Origin of the sequence: Methylobacterium sp. 1030 (genome assembly GCF_040544715.1) — a bacterium.
In the GTDB taxonomy this organism is placed as follows: Bacteria; Pseudomonadota; Alphaproteobacteria; order Rhizobiales; family Beijerinckiaceae; genus Methylobacterium.
The window spans coordinates 1-6658 of sequence record NZ_JBEPKM010000050.1 but is presented as its reverse complement, the minus strand read 5'-3'; the positions used below and the strand labels follow the sequence as shown (position 1 = coordinate 6658).

The 6658-nt window shown below is 66.5% G+C and carries 4 protein-coding genes and 1 pseudogene; 4 read left to right on the top strand and 1 reads right to left on the bottom strand.

The window, feature by feature from the left end; translation table 11 throughout:
- Positions 1–96 precede the first annotated feature (96 nt).
- Positions 97–234 (top strand): annotated as a pseudogene (locus ABIC30_RS31415) (hypothetical protein); the annotation flags it as partial.
- Between the two features lie 258 nt (positions 235–492).
- Here the strand turns inward: ABIC30_RS31415 and ABIC30_RS31410 are convergent.
- Positions 493–2607 (bottom strand): ATP-binding protein, encoded by a 2115-nt coding sequence (locus ABIC30_RS31410; protein ID WP_020095767.1) that lies wholly within the window; start codon positions 2605–2607, stop codon positions 493–495.
- 115 nt (positions 2608–2722) lie between these two features.
- On the opposite strand from ABIC30_RS31410, the gene ABIC30_RS31405 reads away from it, so the two are divergent.
- From ABIC30_RS31405 to ABIC30_RS31395, 3 genes are all read left to right on the top strand, one after another.
- The gene (locus ABIC30_RS31405) at positions 2723–3310 is read left to right on the top strand and encodes a substrate binding domain-containing protein (RefSeq protein ID WP_020095766.1); all 588 of its coding nucleotides are present in this window, start codon (positions 2723–2725) and stop codon (positions 3308–3310) included.
- 411 nt (positions 3311–3721) lie between these two features.
- Complete coding sequence (locus ABIC30_RS31400; protein ID WP_354456809.1) at positions 3722–6070, top strand: HWE histidine kinase domain-containing protein; 2349 nt, start codon at positions 3722–3724, stop codon at positions 6068–6070.
- 21 nt (positions 6071–6091) lie between these two features.
- On the top strand, positions 6092–6457 hold the full coding sequence (locus ABIC30_RS31395; RefSeq protein WP_020095764.1) for a response regulator: 366 nt from the start codon (positions 6092–6094) through the stop codon (positions 6455–6457).
- Positions 6458–6658: the final 201 nt, after the last annotated feature.

Sequence of the window (6658 nt, the reverse complement as noted above, 5' to 3'; positions counted from 1 at the left end):
GAGGCGGAGGCACGCTATTATGCCCAGGCCGAGGTCCAAGCCTTGGCCGCCTGAGCCAAACCAAACGGCCTCCGGAAAACCCGGGGCGATTCACGGATGGGGGCGACGCACTTCCTGACCAAGACCTTGCCGCGCGTCTCGACCGAGATGGCTCTCCAGGTCCTGGCCTACAATCTGACGCGGGTTCTCAACCTCATGGGAAGCCGGACGCTCTTGGCAGCGATCGACGCCTGAGCACGGGCCTTTGATCGTTCACTGAAGGGCTGAAAAGCCGTCCAGCAGCGCCTTCAACTCAAACGGATTGTCGCTCGACTACAAAAGGTCGCTCCAAGGGATGGACGCCCATTCTCGCAAGATTGGGGGGCACCCGAGCGCAAAGCCCATTCCCGGCGTTTTGACACGGCCTGGACCCATTGCTGTCGTCCGAACCACAAGCGGCGGCTCTGCGAAGCAGCCGTGCGCCAGTCCTTCGACAGGGGTGTCAGGTTACCGTCAATTCGCGATCAAATCGCGGATGCGCGATGCCAGCGCATCGACGGCGAACGGCTTGGTCAGGACGGCCATCCCCGGTTCCATCTGGCCGTCCGTCAGCAGCGTGCTCTCGGCGTAGCCGGTGATGAACAGAACCTTGAGGCCGGGCCGCGAGACCCGAGCGGCGTCGGCCATCTGACGGCCGTTCAAGCCATTGGGCAGGCCCACATCGGTGACGAGCAAGTCAATACGGGCGTCGGACTGGAGCACCTTAAGACCGCCCGCCCCATCCGCAGCCTCCACGGCGGTGTAGCCGAGGTCGCTCAGCACGTCCGTCACCAGCATGCGCACGCTGGGCTCGTCGTCCACCACAAGGACGGTCTCGCCGGCCTGTGCCAATGCCGGGGATCCTTCCTCCGGCAGGGCCTCGTCACGCTCAGCCTCGCCCCTGTGGCGCGGGAGGTAAACCGTGACCGTTGTGCCCTGCCCCACGTTCGAGTGGATGCGGACCTGCCCGCCGGACTGCTTGACGAAGCCGTAGATCATCGAAAGGCCGAGGCCGGTCCCCTGGCCGAGCGGCTTGGTCGTGAAGAATGGGTCGAACGCCTTCGCCACCACTTCCGGGGGCATGCCGGTGCCGGTGTCCGAGACGCTCAGCGACAGGTACTCACCGGCCGGCATATCCTGTCGCTCGGCGACTCGGGGAGTGATCCGACGGTTGCCGGTCTCGATGACGATGCGCCCCCCGTCCGGCATCGCGTCGCGGCCGTTGATGCAGAGGTTCAGCAGCGCGTTCTCGAGCTGGGACGGGTCGACCAGAGTCGGCCATAGGTCCGTGGGTCCGGCCGTCTCAAGCTGAACGCTCGGCCCGACCGTCCGCCGGATCAGGTCGAGCATGCCATCGACCAGGGCGTTCACGTCGGTGCCTTTCGGCGCGAGCGTCTGCCGACGCGAGAAGGCCAGCAGGCGGTGGGTCAGCGCCGCCGCCCGCTTCGTCGCCCCCTGCGCGGCGGCCATATACTTGTCGACGTCCTTGAGGCGCCCCTGCTCGATACGGGTGCCCATCAACTCCAAGCTGCCGGAGATGCCGGCCAGCAGGTTGTTGAAGTCGTGGGCAAGCCCTCCCGTGAGTTGTCCGACCGCCTCCATCTTCTGCGATTGGCGGAGCTGCTCCTCAGCGTTCATCAGCTCGGCCGTGCGCTCGCCGACGCGCTGCTCGAGAGTTTCGGTGAGGGCGCGCAACTGGGTGATGGCCCGGTCCCGCTCCTGTTCGACAACACGACGCTCCTCGACGTCGAGGAGCACGCCGGGAAAGCTCAGGGGCGTGCCGTCCGGCGCGTGGTCGACCCGGCCATTGGCTTCGATCCAGTAGTAGCGCCCGTTCAACCGGCGCACCCGGTACTGGTGCGCATAGGCGCCGCCCCGGCCGACGGCCTCGTTGATCGCTTCCGCCAAACCCGCTTGGTCGTCAGGATGTACGGTGGCTACGATCTGCGCCAGCGGGATGCCCTCGCGGCCGAGCGCTGGATCGAGCCCGAAGCTTCGGGCGAAGGCTTCGTCGACCGTGAACCGGTCGGACGGTAGGTCCCAGTGCCACGTGCCGATGATCGCGCCAGCGGCCAGGGCGAGTTGCACGCGCTCGATGTTAGCCCGTGCGAGCGCCTCGCTGGCGCGCAGGCGCTCTTCGGCCTCGCGTCGGGCGGTCACGTTGTTGAAGATGATGGCAATCTGCCGGTCCGCAGGGTCACCGACGGGAACAGCGCGCACGTCGAACCAGCGCGAGAACGCCTCAGCATAGCTCTCGAAGTTCGCGGGTTCCCGGGCCTTGGCGACCCGCCCGTAAGTCTCGAACCAGAAGGGCTCCAGGTCAGGGGCGAACTCGGTTACCCACTTGCCGCGAAGGTTGACGCCCGACTCGCGCTCGAAGGCAGGGTTGGCCTCTACGAAGCGGTAGTCGACCGGCCGGTCCTCGGCGTCGAACTTGACCTCGACGATGGCGAAGGCCGCATCGACCGTCTCCAGGATCGTCCGGAAACGCTCCTCCCTCTGACGGATGGCGGCCTCGGACCCGCGCAGACGCAGGATCTCGGCCTCGAGCTCCCCACGGGAGAGGGTCTTCAGTTCGTCCCCCGACACGAAGGATGCTTCTCTTCCGTTTACCGCGGCCGCGGCGCCTCTCGTGGCTAATCCAAGTGCGTTTACCCCGAGGAAGGTTCCTGACCAGCCTTGCACACCGCCGGGGCTGCAATCCGTGAAGCGCCACCCCAAACTATTTGTCGACCAGCGCCCTAGGGACCGCGTCGCCGACCTCATCGAGGAGGGCATTGACGTGGCGGTCCGCGTGGGCGAACTGCCCGGCTCCCGCTTGCTCTCCCGGCGTCTCGCGCCGCATCGGCTCTGCGCTTTCGCGTCCCAAATCTACCTAGAGCAGCGCGGGACACCGCAGCATCCGGACGACCACATCCACCACGACCGCTTGAATTTCCGCTTCCAGAGTGCGGGCCAGGCTTTGCGCTGGCCGTTCCGGATCGGCGGCCGCGCGGTTGATCTCACGCCGAACGCCGGCGGCGTCGCAGACTTCAGCGATGCGGTCGCGGCCATCCTCGTGGTCGGCGGCATCGGCATCTCGCTGTCGTATGTCGTCGCGTTCCACGTCGAGCGAGGTGCGCTGGTGCCTGTCCTGCGGAAGTTTTCTGTCGAGCGTTCCGTCGTCACCGCGTTGCGGCCGGAGAGCCGACACGGCAACCAGAATATGAACGCCTTCCCGGCTTTCCTCGGAGGTATGTTTCATTCCCCAACACCTCGGGACAAGCTGCTCAAAAGTCCAGCGGGGAAGTAAATGGTCGCCGTGGGTAGGTCTGCTTCTATACATCGACCATTCGGAAGCGGATGGTCGGGAAACCACCCCGAGCTGGTGTACCGCACCCGACCCGACTCGGAAGCGCGGACAGCCTTCTGAGCTGCCCGAAAGCGGTCATGGGTCGGACGCTGCACGGTATCGGCTTTGGCCCCGGTCGACCGGCCCGAACCGCTTGTACGAGGACCGGTGTCCTGTGGGCCGCTCAGCCCTCGCGCAATCGTCTCATGCGCAATCGAAGCTCCTGTGGTAAAGGGCATGTCACTCGACACCGCCTGTCGCCGATGCCCCTCCACAACCCTCAGAAAATCTCCCCATTCCCGAACGCACACTTCCTACCGCTACACAGGCTGACAGTGAGTTCGGGCACGCGGATCGGCAGCGACCTCGTTCATGATTGAACCAGTAAAGTCGCCCGTGGCTGTCGCTGGCCTCGACGCCGAGGACGCCCGCTTGGCGGCCCTTCACCGCTACCAGATCCTCGACACGCCGCGTGAACCGGGGTTCGACGAGATCGCCGCACTCGCTTCGGCGGTCTGCGGCACGCCCATCGCGGTCGTGAACCTGATCGGCGAGGGCCGCCAGTTCTTCAAGGCGGAAGTCGGCCTCGGCGTGCGCGAGACGCCGCTCGACAGCTCGTTCTGCGCCTGCGCGATCCTGGAAGAGGAGTTCCTCCTCGTCCCGGACGCCACCCGCGACACGCGCTTCGCGTGCAATCCGCTGGTCGCCGGCGAGCCCCATCTGAAGTTCTACGCCGGGGCGCTCCTGAAGACCGCCGAGGGCCATGCCATCGGCACCGTTTGCGTGCTCGACTACGAGCCGCGCGATCTCACCGCCGTCCAGCAGCAGACCCTGCGCGTCCTCGCGCATCAGGTGATGACGCAGCTCGAACTGCGGCGCGCCCTCAGGGAGAGGCGTGAGGAGGCCGCGTTCATGCGCAGCGTGCTCGCCTCGTCCGCCGACTGCATCAAGGTCCTCGACCTGGATACGCGCCTCACGTTCATGAGCGAGGGTGGCAAGCGCGTGATGGAGGTCGGCGACTTCAACGCCATCCGCGGCTGCCCTTGGCCGGACTTCTGGCAGGGCCAGGGCAACGCGGACGCCAAGGCTGCCGTCGTGGCGGCCAAGGCAGGAGGCGTCGGCCGCTTCCAGGGCGGGGCTAGCACCATGGCCGGTAACCCGCGCTGGTGGGATGTCCAGGTCACGCCGATCCTCGACGCGCAAGGCGTCCCCGAGAAGCTGCTCTCGGTCTCACGGGACATCACGGTCCAGAAGGATGCCGAGCGCGCCGCCACGGCGAGCGAGGACCGCTGGCGGAGTCTGTTCACCAGCATGCACGAGGGGTTCTTCTCCGCCGAGATCCTGCGGGACGACGAGGGTCACGCGGTCGATGTGCGCTTCCTGGAGGTCAATCCCGCCTTCGAGATCCAGTCGAGCCTACCGGCGAACCAAACCGTGGGCAGGACCATCCGCGAAGTGATCCCGACCATCCCGCAATGGCTGATCGACATCTACGCGGGCGTGGTCGACACCGGCGAGCCCGCGACGTTCGAGGTCGCCGTGCCCGCCCTGAACCGCACCTTCGAGGCACACGGCCATAAGGAGGCGGATCAGCGCCTCGCCGTGATTTTCATCGACATCACCGAGCGCAAGCAAGCCGAGGAACGCCGCAACGCCCTGATCGAACTCGGCGACCGGCTGCGCCACGTCACCGCCAAGGCGGATGTCGCGCCGGTCGCGGCGGACATCCTGGCGCGGACGCTAGGGCTCAGCCACGTGGGGTACGGCGATGTCGACCATGTGCGCGACACCGTCACCATCGCCGACGACCACGTCGCGGAGGGCGTCGATCGCCTGAACGGCGTGTACCCTTTCCGGAGCTACGGGTCTTACGTCGACGACCTCAAGGCGGGCCGGGCCGTGTTCATCGCCGACGCGACGGACGATCCGCGCACGGCCGGCGGCAGCGACGCCCTGGCAGCCGTCGGCGTCCGGTCCATCGCCAATATCCCGCTGATGGAGCACGGGCAGTTCGTCACCCTTTTCTTCGCCTTGAAGGCCGAACCGCACGCTTGGACGGCTGAGGAGCAGGCTTTCCTGCGCAACGTCGCCGACCGCACCCGGGCCGCCATCGGTCGCCTGGAGGCGGAGGAGCAGCAGAGAGTGCTCAACGAGGAACTGAGCCACCGCATGAAGAACATGCTGGCCATGGTCCTCTCCATCGCGACCCAGACCCTGAAGACGGTGCCCGACCGAGAACCAGTCGAGGCGTTCGAGCAGCGCATCCACGCGCTCTCGGCGGCGCACGACGTCCTGCTGCAGCAGGAATGGACGGCGGCCCCCCTGGACGCGGTCGCCAGCGCGGTTCTGCGCACCTTCGCCCAAACCACACGGCTCAAGGTTTCTGGGCCGCAGGTCTCGCTTGGGCCGCGCGCGACCCTATCTGTCTCTCTTCTGCTGCACGAACTCGCGACTAACGCGACGAAGTACGGGGCTCTCTCCAACGACGAGGGCCACGTCGGGGTCAGTTGGCGCGTCGATGGCGATAGCGATGAAGGTGACCTAGTGCTCGACTGGGAGGAGAGCGGTGGGCCGCCCGTTAAGGAACCCGCCAGACGCGGCTTCGGCTCGCGACTGATCCGTCTCGGATTGGTCGGAACGGGCGACGTCGACCTACGCTACCAGCCCACCGGTTTCCGGGCCGAGATGCGCGCGCCGCTCGCGCAGATCCATCAGTCCTAGGAAGCCGTCATGGGACAAGCGATGCCAGCGGCCTCCGCCGTGATCCTCGTGGTCGAGGACGAGCCCCTTCAGCGCATGATGGCGGTCGATCTCGTCGAGATGGCGGGGTTCGACGTGGTCGAGGCTCGCAGCGCCGACGAGGCGGTGCGCATCCTGGAGAACCGCCTCGACATCCGGGTGGTGTTCACGGACATCGACATGCCCGGCGGCGTCGACGGGATGAAGCTCGCGGCCATGATCCGTGACCGCTGGCCGCCCATCGAACTAATCATCATCTCGGGTAAGCACCGTCCCACGCCCGAGGATCTCCCGGTGCGCGGCGTGTTCTTCTCCAAGCCGTACAAGCGGGACGAGGTGACCCGGGCGCTGCGGCAGTTCGCGGCCTGATTGATCCGAACGGCAGACCTTCCAGTTCGCAGGGAAAGGACGGCCAAGCGCGCGATGGCGATGGCCGCTTCTCTGTTCTGATCCTCCGGAACCAGACTGCCCGCTTTCCATCTGTGGACGCCCCCTGGAACGCAAGTGGCTTTTGATGGGTAGGCACGATGTCGGTTGCTGCCATCTGTCCGGCCTCTGCTGCAGCCGTGG

Bases quoted from the DNA above. Each gene is read 5' to 3' on its own strand.
- ABIC30_RS31400 (WP_354456809.1), top strand. From the start codon at position 3,722: ATGATTGAACCAGTAAAGTCGCCCGTGGCTGTCGCTGGCCTCGACGCC.
- ABIC30_RS31395 (WP_020095764.1), top strand. From the start codon at position 6,092: ATGCCAGCGGCCTCCGCCGTGATCCTCGTGGTCGAGGACGAGCCCCTT.